Source organism: Martinezella hainanensis (assembly GCF_900094555.1).
GTDB lineage: Bacteria > Pseudomonadota > Alphaproteobacteria > Rhizobiales > Rhizobiaceae > Rhizobium > Rhizobium hainanense.
Genome location: NZ_FMAC01000007.1, coordinates 1 through 16,339 on the forward strand (window position 1 = coordinate 1; position 16,339 = coordinate 16,339).

General features: G+C 60.6%; 16 protein-coding genes. 3 read left to right on the forward strand and 13 right to left on the reverse strand.

All coding sequences use genetic code 11. From position 1 onward, the window contains the following. Window positions 1-302 (forward strand): IS30 family transposase (locus GA0061100_RS21500; protein ID WP_143525498.1); only part of this gene is annotated, 302 nt, incomplete at its 5' end. A 146-nt stretch (window positions 303-448) separates the two neighbouring features. Here GA0061100_RS21500 and GA0061100_RS35420 read toward each other — a convergent pair. From GA0061100_RS35420 to GA0061100_RS21545, 9 genes are all read right to left on the reverse strand, one after another. Continuing rightward, window positions 449-1,720: a hypothetical protein gene (locus GA0061100_RS35420; RefSeq protein WP_075854790.1), complete on the reverse strand. Its 1,272-nt coding sequence runs from the start codon at window positions 1,718-1,720 to the stop codon at window positions 449-451. An 11-nt stretch (window positions 1,721-1,731) separates the two neighbouring features. Then, on the reverse strand, window positions 1,732-3,240 hold the full coding sequence (locus GA0061100_RS21510) for an OmpA family protein (protein ID WP_075854791.1): 1,509 nt from the start codon (window positions 3,238-3,240) through the stop codon (window positions 1,732-1,734). A 371-nt stretch (window positions 3,241-3,611) separates the two neighbouring features. After that, window positions 3,612-4,469, reverse strand: coding sequence for a transporter substrate-binding domain-containing protein (locus GA0061100_RS21515; RefSeq protein ID WP_075854792.1), 858 nt, complete (start codon window positions 4,467-4,469; stop codon window positions 3,612-3,614). 32 nt (window positions 4,470-4,501) lie between these two features. Continuing rightward, window positions 4,502-5,269, reverse strand: coding sequence for an ABC transporter ATP-binding protein (locus GA0061100_RS21520; RefSeq protein ID WP_075854793.1), 768 nt, complete (start codon window positions 5,267-5,269; stop codon window positions 4,502-4,504). Then, the gene (locus tag GA0061100_RS21525) at window positions 5,266-6,006 is read right to left on the reverse strand and encodes an ABC transporter permease (protein WP_075854794.1); all 741 of its coding nucleotides are present in this window, start codon (window positions 6,004-6,006) and stop codon (window positions 5,266-5,268) included. The genes GA0061100_RS21520 and GA0061100_RS21525 overlap by 4 nt, the downstream gene beginning before the upstream one ends. Further along, window positions 6,006-6,725 (reverse strand): ABC transporter permease, encoded by a 720-nt coding sequence (locus GA0061100_RS21530; protein ID WP_075854795.1) that lies wholly within the window; start codon window positions 6,723-6,725, stop codon window positions 6,006-6,008. Before GA0061100_RS21530 ends, GA0061100_RS21525 begins: the two co-directional genes overlap by 1 nt. Before the next feature lie 79 nt (window positions 6,726-6,804). Further along, window positions 6,805-7,659, reverse strand: a complete 855-nt coding sequence (locus tag GA0061100_RS21535; RefSeq protein ID WP_075854796.1) for a transporter substrate-binding domain-containing protein — start codon at window positions 7,657-7,659, stop codon at window positions 6,805-6,807. Between the two features lie 59 nt (window positions 7,660-7,718). Next, window positions 7,719-9,395: a M28 family peptidase gene (locus GA0061100_RS21540; RefSeq protein WP_075854797.1), complete on the reverse strand. Its 1,677-nt coding sequence runs from the start codon at window positions 9,393-9,395 to the stop codon at window positions 7,719-7,721. Beyond that, window positions 9,388-10,812 (reverse strand): M20 family metallopeptidase, encoded by a 1,425-nt coding sequence (locus tag GA0061100_RS21545; protein WP_075854798.1) that lies wholly within the window; start codon window positions 10,810-10,812, stop codon window positions 9,388-9,390. The genes GA0061100_RS21540 and GA0061100_RS21545 overlap by 8 nt, the downstream gene beginning before the upstream one ends. A 178-nt stretch (window positions 10,813-10,990) precedes the next feature. On the opposite strand from GA0061100_RS21545, the gene GA0061100_RS21550 reads away from it, so the two are divergent. Next, window positions 10,991-11,632 carry a GntR family transcriptional regulator gene (locus GA0061100_RS21550; protein ID WP_075854799.1) on the forward strand — a complete coding sequence of 214 codons (642 nt, stop codon included), beginning with the start codon at window positions 10,991-10,993 and terminating at the stop codon, window positions 11,630-11,632. 125 nt (window positions 11,633-11,757) lie between these two features. Here the strand turns inward: GA0061100_RS21550 and GA0061100_RS21555 are convergent, their stop codons facing one another. Genes GA0061100_RS21555 through GA0061100_RS21565 form a run of 3 tightly spaced genes read right to left on the reverse strand, consistent with a single transcriptional unit; the run spans window position 11,758 to window position 14,476 of the window. Continuing rightward, window positions 11,758-12,933 carry an MFS transporter gene (locus GA0061100_RS21555; protein ID WP_075854800.1) on the reverse strand — a complete coding sequence of 392 codons (1,176 nt, stop codon included), beginning with the start codon at window positions 12,931-12,933 and terminating at the stop codon, window positions 11,758-11,760. A gap of 33 nt (window positions 12,934-12,966) precedes the next feature. Next, window positions 12,967-13,449: a cyclophilin-like fold protein gene (locus GA0061100_RS21560; RefSeq protein ID WP_075854801.1), complete on the reverse strand. Its 483-nt coding sequence runs from the start codon at window positions 13,447-13,449 to the stop codon at window positions 12,967-12,969. Window positions 13,450-13,459: 10 nt separating this feature from the next. Beyond that, the gene (locus GA0061100_RS21565; protein WP_075854802.1) at window positions 13,460-14,476 is read right to left on the reverse strand and encodes a zinc-dependent alcohol dehydrogenase family protein; all 1,017 of its coding nucleotides are present in this window, start codon (window positions 14,474-14,476) and stop codon (window positions 13,460-13,462) included. Between the two features lie 172 nt (window positions 14,477-14,648). On the opposite strand from GA0061100_RS21565, the gene GA0061100_RS21570 reads away from it, so the two are divergent. Next, on the forward strand, window positions 14,649-15,542 hold the full coding sequence (locus GA0061100_RS21570; RefSeq protein ID WP_075854803.1) for a LysR family transcriptional regulator: 894 nt from the start codon (window positions 14,649-14,651) through the stop codon (window positions 15,540-15,542). A 43-nt stretch (window positions 15,543-15,585) separates the two neighbouring features. On the opposite strand, the gene GA0061100_RS21575 is transcribed toward GA0061100_RS21570, so the two are convergent. Further along, window positions 15,586-16,335, reverse strand: a complete 750-nt coding sequence (locus GA0061100_RS21575) for a response regulator (protein WP_075854804.1) — start codon at window positions 16,333-16,335, stop codon at window positions 15,586-15,588. Between the last annotated feature and the right edge of the window lie 4 nt (window positions 16,336-16,339).

The window sequence follows — 16,339 nt, forward strand, 5'->3', positions numbered from 1 at the left end:
CCCTGGCACGCCAGAGCTTCACCTTTGATCGCGGCACGGAGTTTGCCGGCTTCCGGGCTCTGGAAGATGGTATCGGCGCGCGCAGCTGGTTTTGCGATCCCAGCGCACCGTGGCAGAAAGGCGCTGTGGAGAATGCCAATAAGCGCATTCGTCGCTTCATGCCCGGCGATACCGACCTGGCGGCCGTGTCACAACGCGACCTTACCCAACTTGCCCGCCATCTCAACGATCAACCACGAAGATGCCTGGGTTACAAGACGCCGGCGGAGGTGTTCATGACCCATTTGCAAGAAGCGGGGTGATCCCCTACCCTCAACACCGGCACGATGCACTTGGGTTAGCTTCTCCAGTCCTTTACGATCACTATGTCGCAGAAAGAATTGCATCGCCTCGAAGTCATTCAGAAGATCCGTGATTAACGCCTGAGCATCGTCCGGAAGGAAAACACTTACGAGGAGGTAGGCACGTCGCCGTGATCGACCCGGCGCGAGAATTCTGTCTCGATGCCCTGCGCGAGCTTGCCGGCCTGACCGATCCAGTCCTCGCGCTCGATGCGCCCGGGAAAGGCCATGTAGCTGCCGACCCATTCGGCATTTTCATGTGTCCAGGCCGCGACCTGACGGAAGGTCCAGATGCCGAGCTCGTTGAGCTTTTCCTCGTTGACATGACCGATGCCGGAAATGCGTTTCAGATTATCCGGAGCGACGCTAGGTCTTGCGACGCTCGGCGGACGTTTGCCGGGATGACCGTCATCGCCAATGGGAGAAGCTGCCATCTGCGATGTGCCGGTGGTGGCTTCTGTCGCAGCCTGCGATACGGATGCGAGTGGCGGCGACGCGGTTGGTGCCGATGAAATGGCAGCCGATGAGGAAGTCGAGTTGTCCGACGACGTGGGCACTTCGCCACGCTCGACCCGACGTGAGAATTCGGTTTCCAATCCTTTTGCCAGTTGCCCTGCCTGACCGATCCAGTCCTCCCGCTCGATGCGTCCGGGGAAAGCCATGTAACTACCGACCCATTCGGCGTTTTCATGCGTCCAGGCCGCAATCTGGCTGAAGGTCCAGATGCCGAGCTCGTTCAGCTTCTCCTCATTGACATGGCCGATGTCGGAAATGCGCTTCAAATCATCGGGCACGATGCTAGCCCTTGCCGCAGCCGGCGGGCGCTTGCCGGGATGCTCGTGCTCGCCGGAAACAGGGCCAGGCGCCACAGCGGCCGATACAGGCGGCGAAGCCGCAGAGGCCGGTGCAGGCGGAACCGGTTTTGGCGACACCGGCGTTGGCGTGGACGCGGGTGTCGCAACCGCCGCCAGCGTCGGCGCAGGCGCTGGAGCGGATGACGGCGCGGGAGTTGATACCGGTATTGGCGACGGTTGCGGCGCAGTCCCGCCGGTCGAAGTCGCGGCCACTTTGTTGTCCGCGTCGAGCGGCCGTGTCGCGCGCAAGCTTGCGAGCCAGCTACCGAGGAAGCAGCCGACGATATAGCTGCCAACGAAGAGCAATGCGGTCTCCAGATAATGACCCGTCAGGCCCGGAAGCCACTGCAGCACAGCCACGACGAGGCCGATCACGAACAAGACGCACAACAGCTTGAACCAACCGGGCCAGGACTGCGGCCACCAGCCGCTGGCCGACCGCAGGAATGAGGTGAAACCGACGATGCCGCCGAGCACCAATGCGAGCAGCATCCACAACCAGTACGTTGACAACAGATAGGTCATTGCCGCTTCTCCTATTTCACAGAGAATTCGATACGACGATTGAGTGCCTTGCCTTCCTCGGTATCATTGGAAGCGAGCGGGTGTGAGGAACCGAAACCGACCGCAGTCAGCCGGCTCGACGGCACGCCTGCATCGGTCAGATAGGTAAGGACGGCCTTGGCGCGCTGTTCGGAGAGGACGATGTTCGCCTTCTCATCCCCGCTCGAATCCGTATGCCCCGACACCTCGATGTTTGAACCCGGGCAACGATTGATCGTAGCGACGATCGTATCCAGCAGGCCGGAGGATGCGGGAGAAACCCGGGCCTTGCCCGTCTCGAAGCCGATCTTCGATTTGGTCACGATCCCGTTGAGCATCGATTGGCAATTGACGGCGTCGACGGCCGGGGCCGGCGTACTGACTGTGATCGTTGCGGAAGCCGCTTTGAAGCCGTCGGGAAGTGCGGCTGCAAATCCGCGTTGGACACTGTTCACGGCGCCATCGTAAAGCGCCTCGCCCGAGAGCGTCGCATTCGTGCCGGCGAGCGAAAAAGTCCCTTTTGCGAGACGCGACAAGGCGCTCAACCCTGCAAGCGCAGCGTTTGCAAAGCCGTTCGGAGCGCCGGGAGCAGCGGTCATCTGATCATTGACGACGTCACCCGGAAAGAGGCTCTTGGCCGTATCCAGGATCTTGCCATGCGTATCATCGTCCGGATAGTTGCCCGAAAGGGTGAGCTTGTCGGTGTCCCTTGCGGCATCGAAACCATAGGCAGCGGCGGTCGTGGCCACAGTAGATGTTGCGGTAGCTGCGGCCGAGGTGTCCGTCGAGGATGACGCCGTTGCGACGGCTGGCGCGGCTGGAGTTTCCGTGGTGGGTGTCACCGGCGCTGCGGGCTCTGGCTTGGGTGCCGTAATGTCTGATTTGGCAAGCGTAAGGCCCTCCGGCAGCGTTTTGAGCGCCGTGGTGATAGCGTTGTAGGCATCGCTTGTGTCGGCGCTACCGGAAATCGTCAGACCCGTATCGGACAACGAGGCGCTGCCTTTTGACAGCTTGCCCAATTGATCGATGCCGAACTGCACGGCGCCGGCATAGCCGGCCGCAGCACCGCTGGCATAGTGCATTTCATCCTTGACATCGGCTCCGGCGAAGGTCGCTTTCGCGGTGGCGACAATCTTTTCACGCGTATCAGGATTTGGAACGCTGCCAGACAGGACAACGCTCGGACCTTCATGGGATATGGCCCAGTTGAAGGGCTTGGCGACCTCGGGCTCCTTGGCGTCGACCAGAACCCGACGCACGCCCCAGACCTGCCCTACCGAAGCGGCGACCTGGTTTGCAGCATCCGGGGAAAACACCACTCCGGCGAGAGCGACGTCCCGGCCCGCCACGCTGAACACCGGACTGACAACAGCCGATCCGAGGGACGCGGTCGCCCTGTTGTTGAGATCGCTGTTGATGGATTTTCCGGTGATGAAGGTCGCGAGGATACAGAGAATCGCAAGCGGAATCAGGCCCCACCACCATTTCGAAGGCTGACTCATGACTACCTCCTGAAACCAGGTCGCAACGATTTAATTATTTAATCCGAATATACTTTAAAAGCTTATGGTTGCAATGAAAATGATCATAGGCGGCTTGCATGCCATGACGGCCCTAAAGCTACACGCCAAATGTGCAGCATGTTGCATGACATGCCACGGCCGATCCCAGCCCAGATAAAAGATAGGGGATAAAAGAGGAGAGAATATCTGCAGTGGGTCCACCGCATATCAATCGGCGCGCCCTTGTAGGCGTATGCAGCCCGATGCCCGGCGCGTCATCGGGCTGGCAGGCTCAAAAGAGCATTTCGCTGCCGTTGTTCGGCAAAATCAAAGGCCGTGCAACGAAACCTCGGCGTGGTTTCGTCCCAGAGTTACTTCGGGGTCACGTCGAAGCCGAACCACTTCTGCGACAGCTTTGCGATCGTGCCGTCGGCTTTTGCCGCCGCGATCGCATCGTTGAACATCGCCTTCAGCTGGGTGTCGTCCTTACGCAGGCCGACGGAACTGCCACGGCCGAGAAGGCCGCCCTGGAAGCGCGGTCCGGTCACGGTCATATCTTCATTGCCGGGCTTTGCCGCTGCCGTCGACAGATAGGCCATGGATGCCATGATCAAATCGACGCGGCCGGCCTTCAGGTCGAGATCGTGCTGCTCGGTTGTCTTGTACTCGCGAATATCGGCAACGCCCTTCAGATACTTGTCGAGGAAGGTCGCCGCGATCGATGCCGTCTGCACGCCGATCGTCTTGCCCTTGAGCATCGGTTCGAGCTCCTTCAGCGCCTTGGCCGCGCCGGCTTCGTCCGTTGCGAGAGAAAAAACCTGGCCCTTCATGGGAAGGTCGACAAGCGGGGAATCCTTCAGCGTTGCGAAAGTCTGGCCGGTCGTGCCGTAGGAATCGCTGAAGGCAATGACTTCCTCGCGCTTGGCGGTTGCCGACATGCCCGAAATGATGGCGTCGAATTTACCCGCATTCAAGGCGGGAATCATGCCGTCGAAGGGCTGGATGACAGTCGTGCATTCGACCTTCATATGATCGCAGAGATATTTGATCAGTTCGATCTCATATCCGTCCAGGCTGCCATCCGCCTTGGTGAAGTTCCATGGGCGGAAAGCGCCTTCGGTCGCGATGGTGACATGCGTCCACTTCTTGTCCTCCGCGCGCACGACGCTTGCCGTCGCGAGCGTGGCGACCATCATGATCGCAGTCAGAAGTCCAGTCAGGTATTTCATGATCGAGTTCCCCATTGTGATTGAGCTTGAAATTATTGGCTGATGAACTGGCGGAAGCGTTCGGAACGTGAACCGGCAAATACATCCTGCGGCTTGCCGTCTTCCTCGACGACGCCCTTATGCAGGAAGACGACGCGGCTGGAGACATCTCGCGCAAAGCCCATCTCATGGGTAACGACAAGCATGGTACGCCCTTCCTCGGCGAGCGCGCGCATGACCCTCAGGACCTCGCCCACGAGTTCGGGATCAAGCGCCGACGTCGGCTCGTCGAACAGCATCACCTTAGGATGCATGGCGAGCGCACGCGCGATGGCTGCGCGCTGTTGCTGGCCTCCCGACAGGTGAGCCGGATAAAAATTGCGCTTGTCGCCGATGCCGACCTTGGCGAGCAGTGCCTCCGCTTCCTCGACACATTCGGCGCGCGAACGACCCTGCACATAGACGGGCGCTTCGATTACGTTCTCCAGCACGGTCTTGTGGGACCAGAGATTGAAGCTCTGGAAAACCATGCCGAGCTGGGAGCGGATGCGGTCGACCTGCTTTCCGTCAGACGGGCGATGGGTGCCGCGGGCGGTGCGCTGCATGCGGATCGTTTCGCCCGCCACGGTCACTTCACCGGAATCGGGTGTCTCCAGCAAATTGATACAGCGCAGGAAGGTCGATTTTCCGGAGCCTGACGAGCCGAGAATCGAGACGACGTCTCCTTCCAGCGCATCAAGCGAGATACCCTTGAGCACTTCGACCGGCCCAAAGCTCTTGTGCATGTCGCGCACGCTGAGTGCGATTGGCGTGGCCGTCATTGCGGATCTCCTACGGGCGCCGCCACAGCGGCAGTATCGCGCGTCACCGGAACAGGCGGGCGCAGATGCGGGCTCAGCCGGTATTCGGCAAGCTGGATAAGACGTGTCAGCACGAAATTGATCGCGAGATAGATGGCGCCTGAGACGACGAAGACCTCAATGGCGCGGTAGGTTTCCGAAATGATTTTCGCCGCAACACCGGTGACTTCCATCAGCGTGATGATCGAGGCGAGCGATGTCGCCTTCACCATCGAGATCATCTCGTTGCCGTAGCCCGGCAGGGCCTGGCGGATGGCGAGCGGCAAAATGATGCGCCGGAACATCATGAGACGGTGCATGCCGCAAGCGCGCGCAGCCTCCACCTGCCCGTGCGGGACAGACAGCAGTCCACCGCGGATGATTTCGCTGGCATAGGCTGCGGTATTCAAGGTCAACGCCAAAACCGCGCACCAGTAGGGATCGCGCAGGAACGGCCAGAAAATACTGTGACGGATGGCGGGAAACTGGCCGAGGCCGTAGTAGATCAGGAAGATCTGAACAAGCAACGGCGTACCGCGAAACACGAAGACGTAGAGCCTGGCGAACCAGTCGAGGACGACGAAGCCGGACAGACGTGCGAGCGCCAGAAGCAGGGCGAGGATGGCGCCGAGGCAGATCGACGTTACCGCAAGCTCGATCGTCAACGGGATTGCCGTGACAAGGCTCACAAACGTCTCTTCAAGGAATTGCCAATCCATCAGCGTCTCCTCACGCCGCGCGACAGATGCCGCTCGGCCTGCTGGATGATCAGGCTGGAAAGGGTCGAAATCATCAGATAGATCACCCCTGCGATCAGGTAGAAATCGAACGGCAGTCCCGTGGAGCCCGCGCCGACCTGCGCCTGACGCAGCAGTTCGGCAACGCCGGTGATCGAGACCAGCGCCGACTCCTTCAGGACGACCTGCCAGACATTGCCGAGCCCTGGCAGCGCATGCCGCAGGGTCAGCGGCGCGATAATCCGACGCAGCCGCAGCCAGCGCGGCATTCCGCAGGCAATGGCCGCTTCGATCTCGCCGGGATGCACGGCCTTGAACCCGCCACGCAGCACTTCGGTGAACTGCGCACCGGAGGTGACGCCGACGGCAAGGGAGCCGGCAAGGAAGCCCGGAAAGCCGAGGAAGCCTTCCGCTCCGAACATCTTGCCGATCGCGGTCACGACCGCGCTGCCGCCGAAGTAGAAAAGATAGATGACCAGCAGATCGGGGATGCCGCGAAGAACCGTCGTGTAGGCATCCGCCGTCGCCCGTGCAAAGCGGTTGCCGGCGATCTTGCCCCAAGCACCGAGCGTTCCGATGCAGGCGCCGACCGCATAGCCGGCGATCGCGACGAGAATTGTCATCCAGGCGCCGGCGAGCAGAGCGTGGCCCCAGCCATCCGGACCGAAGCCGGCCAGCTCGAACAGGGTTGGCTGATTCATGCGCTTGACCTGAAAGAATGGGTGTTGGCAACGGATGTCATGGTCTTAGCCTCGGCCGGGAACGATGGTTGCAGGGCGCTCAATTCGCGTCGAAGGTCGGCGTGAGGTCGATCTTGCTCCATTTTTCGGAGAGCTGCTTGATCGTACCGTCCTTCGCAGCCTGCTTGATGGCATCGTCGAATTTCGCCTTCAGATCAGTCTCTCCCTTGCGCATGCCGAGCGCGACTTCCGTTGCCAGCATCGCGCCCTTCACCATGGGACCCGACATTATCAGATCGTCGTTGCCGGGTTTGCCAAGCACGGAGGTTTCATAGACGCCGCTGTCGAAGCCGGCATCGATGCGGCCAGCCTTCAGGTCGAGATCACGCTCTCCGGAGTTCTTATAGGCCCGCACCGTCACATCGGATCCGAAATAGGAATTGATCAATTGCTCCTGGCTGGTCGACTGGACGACGCCGACCGTCTTGCCCTTCAGAGCTTTGCCGATCTCCGCCGTCACAGGATCCGCCTTCGCCTTGTCGTTCAAGTTCAGACGTTCACCCGTCATCGGCAGCGGGGAAACCGGCCCGTCCTTCACGAGCAGGAAGCTTGCGACGCCGCTCGCATAGGGCACGGTGAAATCGACCACCTGCTTGCGCTTCTCGTTGATGCCGAGCGTCATCACCAGATCGAATTTTCCGGCATTCAGGCTCGGGATCATCGCATTCCATTCGCCGGCGATCAGCTCGCAATCGACCTTGCCGCGCTTGCAGAGATCATTGATGAGATCAACGTCGAAGCCCGCGAGCTTGCCGCTCGAATCCATCAGGTTCCATGGCGGGAAGGCACCTTCGATGCCGACCTTCACGTGGGTCCAGTCCTTGGCGCCGGCGGTCAGCGGAGCAAGGAAGGCAATCGCGCCGAATACGGCGGCAAGCACTTTTCTGTTTTTCATGTTCGTTCCCCTTACGACCGCTTAAGCGGCCTTTTGTCATGTTCGGTATTCGCTGAGGGTCAATCCTCCAGAGCCGCCCGCAAGGCCGCATTGGCTTCGCGCAACGCATGCGCGATACGGTTTCTCACCTGACGCGCGTGGACAACATAAAAGGCCGTATCCGGCGCGCCCTCGCCCAGTCTCGCCAAAGCGCGCAGCCCTTCCAGGGATGGCCAGGCGGCGTGGGGGAGCGCGGAATCGGGATGGAAGCGTTCGCCGCTCGTGTAGTTCAGCGGCACGAGATGCCGCCCCGCGCGCATCAGCAAACCATTGATGCGCGCGGCTCTTTCGGGTGAAGGGCCTTTTACCCGCAGAAGCGAATTTGCGTTGATGCGCAAGTCTTCGACCGCCTTGGACAGGCCGGAGATATCGAGGCGGTCGGCAAGCGTTGCCTGCAATTGTCCGATCTGGTCGCCGAGGCAGGCGGCATATTCGGTATAGTCCAGCGGCAGGACGGGTGAGGTCAGCAGCCGCCAGAGGACCTCGAGAACAATCTCCGTGTCGCGGCAGAGATTATCCGCATCGATGTGCTCGACGGTGTCGTGCGGCGTATGCCACCACCATCCGAGCGCCGTCAGCATCTTGACGGGGCCAGGCGGCTGATGGCTGAGGCTGCCGAACATGGAGGGGATGCCGACGCCCCAGAAAGACTGATCGGCAGCTCGGCCATGACGCCTGCCGGCATGCTTCTGCCCGGTCACGCGGGCGATCACATCTGCAGCCAAAGGCCTGAGCTCGTCGATCACGCCGGAATTGGTAAGGACGGTCGCGCCCTCGCCGCCGGTGGAATCGACATTGACATGGACGGCGCAGCGGCGATCGAGTTCATCGAAATACTCGTCCGCATACCAGGCAGAGCCGGAATAACGGCCATGCGAATGACCGGACCAGAAGCATATGCGCAAGCCTCGACGCCACTCGTTGCTGCGAAGAGCAAGGAGGCGTGCCGCCTCCAGCATGGTGGCGTTGGCGCCGCCATTGTCCATGACCCCGAAATGCCAGGTATCGTGATGGCCGGAGAACAGCACGAAGGGCGCATCGTCGCCCTTCGGCTGAAGGTCGGCAACGAGCAGCGGCGTCTTGCGCCAGCCCGTATCGACTTCCGCGCAAAGTGTTGCGGCCACGGTTTCTCCGCGTGCAAGCCTTTCACGCAGCCGGTCGCCATCATCCCTCACGATCGAGCAGATGACTGTCGTCGGCAACCTGTGGCGCGTGTGCTGCGAGGGACTGCCCCAGACCGGCGAGACGCACATCTCGTAAAGATGCTCGTTCGGGCTGATATGAAGTTCGCCAAGAGCGCCGAAAGCGCTCGCAAGAGCGGCCACTTCCTCCGTCGCGATACCATCGACCAGGACGATCTTGCCGGCAACATCCGTGCCTGCAAAGTCAGCTTCGGTTCCCTCGCCGACATGGATGAGGTTGCCGGTTACCCCCGCAACTGATGTCGAGACCGACATGGAATGCGTGATGCAACGAAGGTTCTCGCCATCGATCCCGACCCTGGCGGCACCTGGCAGACTGATGAAGGCGTCGTGCGACAGAAGCTGCGTGCGATAGCCAAAGCCATCCATCTCAGCCTGGAGATAGCGGAAGCTTTCCAGCTCCTCGGCCGTTCCTGACAGCTTTACGCGGCTCGCGAATTCGCCGATATGCGCCATCAAACGCGCGCGGTCGGGTCTCAGATCGGCCTCAGCCATTGACCTTCTCCGGCAGCGGCGGCTGGACATCGTCCGGGATCGGATTGACGAAGGGCGTGCCTTCAAGGCGTGCCCTGTGATCTTCCTTGGCAGCGGCGATGAGCGCGGGATTGCGGATGAGTTCGGCGGCCGTGCTCGCCATCACCTTGGCGGCATGTTCGGTGCCCTTGTGAGCGACGGGCAACTTGCCCTGCGCGACGAGTTGCCAGGAGTGGCCAGGCGTGCCGATCGCATAGGTGGCGCCGCGCATCTGCACGGTCGGGACGACCCAGCTGACCGTGCCGACATCGGTCGAACCGACCAGCGTGCCGTCGCCGGCATTCAAGGGAAAGATTTCCTCGCAAAGCGCCTGGCCCTTCTTCGGCTTCAACGCAAAACGGCCGTAGGAAGCGGCAATATCCTCCGCACTGAAGGTCTGCTGGAACTTCCGCGCCATCTCGCGATCTGCGTCGTCAAACACCGGCGGTCCGAGCCGATCCAGCTGCGAGAACATGCATTCCTCGAGCGGTGTATTGCCGACGAGATTGGCGTCGCCGCTGATGATCTCGCTGCGAACCTTCGTCTCCGTCATCAGGGCCGCACCCTCGGCAACCTTCTTGACACGGGCGACCAGCGAGAGAAGCTCCGGCAGGGTGCGTGCCCGAACGAGATAGCGCACGGTAGCGCGCGCCTGCACGACATTCGGGGCCGCGCCGCCGGTATCGGTGACCGCATAGTGGATGCGCGCCGTCGACGGCATGTGTTCGCGCATATAGTTGACGCCGACATTCATCAGCTCGACCGCATCGAGCGCGCTGCGGCCGAGATGGGGCGTGGCCGAGGCATGCGATGCACGGCCGGAAAAGTGAAAGTTGATTTCGTTGCAGGCAAGCGAGATAGGATTGTTGACGCCGGCAAAGGCCGCCGGATGCCAGGAAATCGCAATATCGACATCGTCGAAAACGCCGGCACGGACCATGAAGCCCTTGGAGGAGCCACCCTCCTCGGCCGGGCAACCGTAATAGCGCACCCTGCCCTTCAGGCCGTTCTCCGCGAGGAAATCCTTGACCGCGGCCGCGGCTAGCATCGAGCCGGCGCCTAGCATGTTATGGCCACAGCCATGGCCATTGCCGCCGTCTATCAGCGGCCGCTCTTCCGCAACACCTGCCTCCTGGCTCAATCCCGGCAGCGCATCAAATTCGCCGAGGATCGCGATGACAGGACCGTCTTCACCCGCCTCGCCCATGACGGCCGTCGGCAAGCCGGCGACGCCGCGCTCGACGCGAAACCCTTGGCGCTCAAGCATCTCCGCATGCTCTTCGGCAGATCGGTATTCCAGGTAGTTCGTTTCCGGAATGTCCCAGATCCGATCGCTGAGTGCGAAGAACTCGGCGCTTTTCTTTTCGACGATGTCCCAGACCGCATCGGAATTTTGCATGGACTTGCCAACCGCCTCATGTAATGGATACTAAATTGGTACCAATTTATGTGCCAATAAGAACGGATGCGCAAGAGATGAGCATGAATATTTTTTCGGCAGCGATAACGAGCGTCGTTGTTGAAAAATACGGACCTATGATAGTCATCGCCAACTTGGGAAGGTCTGGGAGAGCTGCATGAACTCGCTGGAAGCTGAAGCGGCGGCGCCATCACACGAGGGAGAGACGCCCGACGTGACCGAGCTCATTCTCCAGGACATCCTTGCGGGCAGGCTGCCGCCGGGAACATGGCTGAAACAGATCGATCTCGAGCGGCGCTACAACTGTACCCGGCCGCAGGTGCGGCGGGCGCTCGACCGCCTCGTGCAGAAGCGGCTTGTCGAGCATATTCCCAATCGCGGTTATCACGTACACGAACAGGACGGGCGCCGCGCGCAGGAGGTGAGCGACATCCGCGTGATCCTCGAAGTGGCGATCAGCGACCGCATTGTCGCTAATGCCGGCGATGCGGATATTGCCAATTTGCGTATGCTGGCTTCGCGTTTCGACGATCTGGTGCTCAATGGCACCATGCTCGAACTCTATGAAGCCAACCTCGCTTTTCACCGGTATTTGCTGGAACTTGCAGGAAATCAGGAGCTTGTCGAGCTCATCACCGAAATCCGTCAGCGCACCTCGTCAGCGCCGGTGTCGCAGTGGCGCACCCGAGCCCGCATCGAGCAGTCCGGCCGCGAGCACCAGCAGATGATCGACGCGATAGAGAAGCGCGACGTCGATGTGCTCAAGGAGCTGACCCGCAGGCATATTTTGCAGACATAGCTGATATCGACCGCAGCCTGAAAAACGGAAGACTGGCCTGCTGGCCGAGCTTGTGATCCAGTCGCGCATGGCAGGGCTGGTCACGAATGCTTGGCGCCGGCTCCGACCTGGACATCTACCCCAATTCAGCCCATCCGTCTTGCGACGAACGGAATGATGGCGGCCGCCAGAAACAGAACACCGCTGTAGGCCAACGGACTCCACCAGCCAACGCCGTCGAACAGCATCCCGCCCGTGAAAGCGCCGGCGGTGATTGCCGCCTGGATCAGCGCCACCAGCAGTCCGCCGCCTGCCTCGAGCTTATCGGGGATGGTGCGGGTCATCCAGGTGTTCCAGGCCACGGGAATGGGCGTGACAAAGAACCCGAACAGGCAGAGGAGTGCGGCGATCGCGATCCCTGAGGGTGCCAGCGGGATCAGCAGCAGAGCGATTGCGGCAAGCGCCGCAGGGAACCAGGCGAGGACGGCATCCAGATGCGTTCGCAGCAGGAAACCGATCAAGGAGGTGCCCAGCAGGCCGAACAGGCCGATGCCGAGAAGAACGACCGAGAGTTCGTTCACACCAAGCCCTGTCACGTCTCCAAGGACCGGCCGAAGATAGGTCGACAGTGCAAACTGACCCATGAAGAAGAAGGACATGGCCGCCATGCTGATTGCAAAAGTGCGGTTTCGCAGCAGCCCGAGCGGGCCGCTCCCGGCATTCTTCGAACCGCCGGGCATCCGCGGCAAGGCGAAAATCTGCCAGATGAAGGCGACGATGCCGACCGGAACGACGATGAAGAAGGCGCCGCGCCAGCCTATCAATCCGCCGAGGAAGCTTCCCAGCGGCTGAGCGATGACGGTGGCCAGAGCAGTTCCGCCCTGGAGCATGGCGAGCGCCTTCGGAACATCCTGTTCGTCAGCGATGCGAGCGACGATGGAGGTGGACAGAGACCAGAAGCCGCCGATCGCGATGCCGATCATCGCGCGACCGAGCATGAAGACGAGATAGTTGGGCGCGAATGTGATCGCCAGGCCCGAGAGCACCATCACGATCGTGTAGAACAGGACCACCGTCCGGCGATCCAGCCGCCACAGAGCCATGTTGCTGAACAGGCTGGTGACCACCGCGAAAAATCCGGATACGGAAATCGCCTGGCCCGCCTGGCCCGCGGTAATGCCGAGCTCGTCGGCGATCGGGGTCAGCAGGCTGACGGGCAGAAATTCAGAAGCGACGAGGGTGAAGGTCATCAACGTCATGCAGACGACAGCAGCCCATGGGCTGGCCGCACGCTCGACGGCGCGGTCATAGGTGGTTTCCATATCAATTGTCCAAAATTGCTCGAAACGAGCTGTTCAGCGGATATTCTCGATGGTGACGGAGGCGCTCTCCGGGATCGTGCGGATCTCGTCGACGCTGGCATGAATGCGCCCCAAAGGCACCTTTCCGGGCCAGTAGCCGATCGGGCCATAATAGAGTGCGATCCATCGGCCGGGCTCGTAATAGCCTACCTCCGGAATCTCCGGTTCGTCGCCCTTCGGCGCCCCCTTCATCGAAAGGCCTTCCTTCAATCGAAGGAGCTTCTCGTCATAGCCGGGATAGTCGCTCACCTTCACTGTTAGCGGCAGCTTCGTGACCAAATCTCCCGCCGTCGCATTGTCGTATAGGTCGATCGTAAACATCTTTCCTTCAATGCGTATCGCAATCTTGTTGCCGCTCGGTTTGCGAAGCTCCTCGTGGATCGCAGCATCTCCCGACTGCGCGCGGAGCACGTCCACCGTGCCGACGCCGGCGACCGAGAGGATGCTCGCCGCAGCGATGAGTTGTCTCTTCGTCATGGCCTGCTCCTCACATCCTGAGCAGCGTCTTGATGGCGATGCGCTCATCCATGGCCTTGTAGCCATGAGCGACATCGGCAAGCGGAACTTCGAGATCGAAGACCTTTCCGGGATTGATTTGACGGGTCATGATGAGATCGATGAGATGAGGGAGGAAGCGACGCACGGGAGCCGGGCCGCCGAGCAGGTTCTTCTGCTGGAAGAACAGCATCTGCCCGTCGAGTTCGACGCCATGCGGAACGCCGACATAGCCGATCGAGCCGCCGGGTCGGGCGCTATTGATCGCCTGCAGCATGGATTCCTGGGTGCCGACACATTCAAGAACAGAATCGGCTCCGATCCCTCCCGTCAGCTCCTTGATCTTCGCCACGCCCGCATCGCCGCGCTCGGTGACGATGTCGGTTGCGCCATATTCGAGGGCAAGCTCCTGGCGTTGCTTGTGGCGGCTCATGGCGATGATGCGCCCAGCACCCATCTGCTTGGCGGACAGCACACCCATGAGACCGACAGCGCCGTCGCCGACCACGACCGCCGTGCATCCCGGAGTAACGCGTGCCGCGTCCGCCGCATACCAGCCCGTGCCCAGAACATCCGAGGCCGCAAGAAGGCTCGGGATCAAATCATCCGATGGCATGGTGTCCGTCGCAACCAGGGTTCCGTCGGCAAGCGCAATCCGTGCATAGGGTGCCTGCGCCGCAGACATGAACTCGCGATGTTCGCACGAAGACTGAAAGCCGAACTGGCAGTGCGGGCAGGTGTTGTCCGAAAGGCAGAACGAGCCGACGACGAACTGGCCTGGCCGGATCGTCTTCACCTCACTGCCGACCTCCACGACGACGCCGCAGTATTCGTGCCCCATATGCTGCGGCCCCGCCACCGCCTGAATGCCGCGGTACGGCCAGAGATCGGAGCCGCAGACACAGGATGCCGAGAGCTTGATGATGGCATCGGTCGGCTTGAGGATCTTCGGTTCCGGAACTTCTTCACAACGAATGTCACCGGGGGCGTAAAGGACTGTTCCGAGCATGGCATCGTCTCCCGTCGGGCGCATTGCGCCTGTCTGTTTCGTGGCGCCTACTGTTTCGTGATTGGGAGATCAGATAGCATTGCTCGATAAATCGGATTAGATAGGGTAATTTGCATGAACCTATCGAAAATTGATATTAATACGTCCTGCGAATTTGGGGTAGGACAAGGCTATGGCACGGGAAAATTTCAACGAACTGCTGGTATTCCTGGCCGTCGCCGAGGAGCGGAGCTTCACGAAGGCGGCCGCTAAGCTGGGCACATCCCAATCGACGCTTAGCCACGCGGTGAAGAAACTTGAAGAACGTCTGGGTATGCGCCTGCTGACACGCACGACGAGAAGCGTCGGGCTGACCGAAGCGGGCGAGCGCCTGCAACAATCCCTGTCGCCCCGCATTGCCGAAATCGAAGCGGACATCGAAGCCTTGACCGTCTATCGGGAACGACCGGCCGGAACCGTCAAGATCACTCTTTCCAACCACGCCATGGAAAGCGTTGTGTGGCCGAAATTGTCGTCCATCCTTTCCGATTATCCTGACATCAAGTTTGAACTCAGCGTCGATGGCAGCTTCCGTAACATCGTCGAGGACGGGTTCGATGCCGGCGTCAGACTTGGCGAAAGCCTCGAAAAGGACATGATCGCAGTACGCATCGGCCCCGACTGGAGGCTGGTGGCGGTCGGCTCGCCAGAATATTTTAGAATCCGATCCGTACCGCTGACTCCACAGGAGTTGATGCGTCACAACTGCATTCGCCGACGCCTCGACCGCATCGGCGGTCTTTACGCCTGGGAGTTCGAGAAGGACGGAGAGGAGATCCGGGTCAGGGTCGAAGGTCAGCTTACATTGAACACCGACCGCGAGATGATATCGGCTGCCCTCGACGGGCACGGCATTGCCTACGTTCCGGAAAGCTATGTCGAGCACCATCTGGAAGCGGGGCGGCTTCAGCTTGTCCTGGACGACTGGTGTCCGAAATTTGCCGGCTACTACCTCTATTATCCCAGCCGCCGACAGAATCTTCGCGCATTCTCCGTCGTCATCGATGCCCTTCGGGAAAAGAGCTGAAGCAGCTCGAAAGGCAATGACGGCGGCCGCCATGATGGGCACGTCACATCACGGCTTCAGTTTCAAAATCCGTCTCGACCGAGGTCACTGCGACCGCGAGCTGATAACCGCCATTGCGGATCGTCCTGAAGATCGGCTCGTCAGCTGTTTCGCCAAGCTTGCGTCGCAGCCGGCTGATGAGAACATCGATCGAACGATCGGCGGGATCGCGGTCGCGCCTTTGCGTCAGGTCAAGGAGTTGATCGCGCGACAGCAATCGGCCGGCACGCTCCAAAAATGTCTTGAGAAGATCAAATTCGGCCCCGGTCAGCGCGATCAACTCGCCATTGTTCCTCGTTACCCGGCTGCGCTGTGGATCAAGTATGATGTCCGCAAACCGAAAGCATTTCGCCTGGGATTCCGATGGCGTCCTGAAGTTCATACGACGCAAGACAGCACGGATCCGCGCCGTCAACTCGCGAGGATTGAACGGCTTTCCGAGATAATCGTCGGCGCCGATCTCGAGGCCGAGGATGCGATCGATTTCTTCCTTTAGCGTGGTCAACAAAATGACGGGAACCCGACGATGATGGTTCTGCAGATCGCGGCAGAGGTCGAGACCCGATCCGTCGGGTAACATGACCTCCAAGACGATGAGATCGGGAGGGCATCGAGCAAGAATCTCCCTGCAGCCATGAAGATTGCTTGCCGTCCTGACGCCAAAACCCTGATCGCCGAGATGTTCGCTCAGAAGGTGGCGAATCTTGCAGTCGGCATCAACGACCAGGATATCGGGGACTATCGTTAAACTCATGAAT

What these genes read in the sequence shown, in the direction of transcription:
- GA0061100_RS21515 (WP_075854792.1), bottom strand. Translation starts at nt 4,469, where the DNA reads ATGAAATACCTGACTGGACTTCTGACTGCGATCATGATGGTCGCCACG.
- GA0061100_RS21575 (WP_075854804.1), bottom strand. Translation starts at nt 16,335, where the DNA reads ATGAGTTTAACGATAGTCCCCGATATCCTGGTCGTTGATGCCGACTGC.
- GA0061100_RS35420 (WP_075854790.1), bottom strand. Translation starts at nt 1,720, where the DNA reads ATGACCTATCTGTTGTCAACGTACTGGTTGTGGATGCTGCTCGCATTG.
- GA0061100_RS21520 (WP_075854793.1), bottom strand. Translation starts at nt 5,269, where the DNA reads ATGACGGCCACGCCAATCGCACTCAGCGTGCGCGACATGCACAAGAGC.
- GA0061100_RS21555 (WP_075854800.1), bottom strand. Translation starts at nt 12,933, where the DNA reads ATGGAAACCACCTATGACCGCGCCGTCGAGCGTGCGGCCAGCCCATGG.
- GA0061100_RS21550 (WP_075854799.1), top strand. Translation starts at nt 10,991, where the DNA reads ATGAACTCGCTGGAAGCTGAAGCGGCGGCGCCATCACACGAGGGAGAG.
- GA0061100_RS21565 (WP_075854802.1), bottom strand. Translation starts at nt 14,476, where the DNA reads ATGCTCGGAACAGTCCTTTACGCCCCCGGTGACATTCGTTGTGAAGAA.
- GA0061100_RS21530 (WP_075854795.1), bottom strand. Translation starts at nt 6,725, where the DNA reads ATGAATCAGCCAACCCTGTTCGAGCTGGCCGGCTTCGGTCCGGATGGC.
- GA0061100_RS21540 (WP_075854797.1), bottom strand. Translation starts at nt 9,395, where the DNA reads ATGGCTGAGGCCGATCTGAGACCCGACCGCGCGCGTTTGATGGCGCAT.
- GA0061100_RS21535 (WP_075854796.1), bottom strand. Translation starts at nt 7,659, where the DNA reads ATGAAAAACAGAAAAGTGCTTGCCGCCGTATTCGGCGCGATTGCCTTC.
- GA0061100_RS21525 (WP_075854794.1), bottom strand. Translation starts at nt 6,006, where the DNA reads ATGGATTGGCAATTCCTTGAAGAGACGTTTGTGAGCCTTGTCACGGCA.
- GA0061100_RS21545 (WP_075854798.1), bottom strand. Translation starts at nt 10,812, where the DNA reads ATGCAAAATTCCGATGCGGTCTGGGACATCGTCGAAAAGAAAAGCGCC.
- GA0061100_RS21570 (WP_075854803.1), top strand. Translation starts at nt 14,649, where the DNA reads ATGGCACGGGAAAATTTCAACGAACTGCTGGTATTCCTGGCCGTCGCC.
- GA0061100_RS21560 (WP_075854801.1), bottom strand. Translation starts at nt 13,449, where the DNA reads ATGACGAAGAGACAACTCATCGCTGCGGCGAGCATCCTCTCGGTCGCC.
- GA0061100_RS21510 (WP_075854791.1), bottom strand. Translation starts at nt 3,240, where the DNA reads ATGAGTCAGCCTTCGAAATGGTGGTGGGGCCTGATTCCGCTTGCGATT.